The organism is Amycolatopsis rhizosphaerae (assembly GCF_007713715.1).
In the GTDB taxonomy this organism is placed as follows: Bacteria; Actinomycetota; Actinomycetes; order Mycobacteriales; family Pseudonocardiaceae; genus Amycolatopsis_E; species Amycolatopsis_E rhizosphaerae.
On record NZ_VJWX01000795.1, the window covers coordinates 1 to 1,769 of the forward strand.

Sequence of the window (1,769 nt, forward strand, 5' to 3'; positions counted from 1 at the left end):
GCCCTGGCAGTGGGCCCTCGCCCTGCTGGCCACCCTGCCACTGGCCGCCCGCCGCCGGTACCCGCTCACGGCGTTCGGCGTCGTCCTTCTCGCCAGCGCGCTGTACCACCTGAGCCCCGGGTTCGACCCCACGTTCACCTTCGCCGCCTGCATGATCGGGGCCTACAGCGCGGCGGTGCACAGTCCGCGGCAGCCGGTCGCGACGATCAGCGCGCTGGCCGGAGCGGTGTGGCTGATGGTCACGCACACCGAGAGCGTGCCCGACCGCAAACCGAGCCTGCTGATCTTCCTGGTGCTGATCCCGCTGGGCTTGGCGGCCAACACCGTTTCCATCTGGAAGGCCAGGATGCTGGCCGCCGAGGAGGAGAAGGCGGTGGCGACGAAACTGGCGGTGGAGCAGGAGCGGTCCCGGATCGCGCAGGAACTGCACGATGTGATCACCCACAGCATCAGCGTGATGATGGTGCAGGCCGGTGCGGCCCGGAAGGTGATGGAGACCGCGCCCGACATGGCCCACGACGCCTTGCTGGCCGTCGAATCCGGCGGACGGGCCGCGATGACGGAACTGCGCCACACCATGGACCTGCTGACGATGAGCAGTGAGGACCCGGAATTCCTGGCCGAGGAGGCCCCGGCGCCCGGTCTGGACCAGCTGGACGCGCTCGTGGCGCGGGTTCGGCAAACCGGCATGCCGGTGGAGCTGACCGTGACCGGCACCGCGGGCCCGCTCTCCGCCGGACTGCAACTGGCCGTCTACCGGACGGTGCAGGAAGCGCTGACCAATGCGATGAAGCACGCGACCGGCGCCCGGGTGGCCGTCGCACTGCAGTACGGCGACGGCCGGCTGCGGGTTTCGGTGACCGACACCGGCGGCGCCACCGCGCCGGCGGCCAACGCGGGCAATGGGCGCGGGCTGATCGGTATCCAGGAACGGGCCGGCGTCTACGGCGGCACTTTCGAGGCGGGCGAGCTCCCCACCGGCGGCTACCGGGTGGCCGTCGTCTTCCCCGTGGAGGGTGCGTGAACGAGTCGCTGCGCGTGGTGGTCGCCGATGATCAGACCCTGCTCCGGACCGGCTTCACCATGATTCTCACCGCCGACGGAATCGAGGTCGTCGGCGAGGCGGGCAACGGGGCCGAGGCCGTCGAACTGGTCCGCGACACCAAGCCCGACGTGGTGCTGATGGACATCAGGATGCCGGAGGTCGACGGCCTGGAGGCCACCCGGCAGATCCTGACCGGGATCGCGGATCCGCCGCGCATCATCATTCTCACCACCTTCGATCTCGACCGGTACGTGTACGCCGCCCTCAGCTCGGGCGCCAGCGGCTTCCTGCTCAAGGACGTCACCCCCGAGCAACTGGTGGCCGGGGTGAGGACGGTGCGGGCGGGCGACGGACTGCTCGCGCCGAGCATCACCCGGCGCCTGATCGAGCGCTTCGCGCCGAGCGAAGAGGCGGTGGGCCCGGCACTGCACCGCGACCTCTCGGTGCTCAGTCCTCGCGAGCTCGAAGTGCTGCGCCTGCTCGCCAAGGGGTTCAGCAACGCCGAGCTCGCCGGGCAACTCCACGTGAGCGAGACGACGGTGAAGACGCACGTCAGCCGGATCCTGCTGAAGCTGGATCTGCGAGACCGGGCCCAGGCCATCGTGATGGCCTACGAAACCGGACTGGTCACCCCGGGGGGCGGCGGCCGATTCGGCCGGGGTGCCCGGACGAAGCCGTGAAGGGTCCCTTCACAGTCAAATCGACTGTGAAGTGACCTGTCTCT

At 69.9% G+C, this 1,769-nt stretch carries 2 protein-coding genes; both read left to right on the top strand.

The window, feature by feature from the left end:
• The coding region (locus tag FNH05_RS36910; RefSeq protein WP_144593463.1) for a sensor histidine kinase at positions 1 to 1,024 on the top strand (1,024 nt) is incomplete at its 5' end.
• Positions 1,021 to 1,725 (top strand): response regulator, encoded by a 705-nt coding sequence (locus tag FNH05_RS36915; RefSeq protein ID WP_144593464.1) that lies wholly within the window; start codon positions 1,021 to 1,023, stop codon positions 1,723 to 1,725. The genes FNH05_RS36910 and FNH05_RS36915, both read left to right, overlap by 4 nt.
• Positions 1,726 to 1,769: the final 44 nt, after the last annotated feature.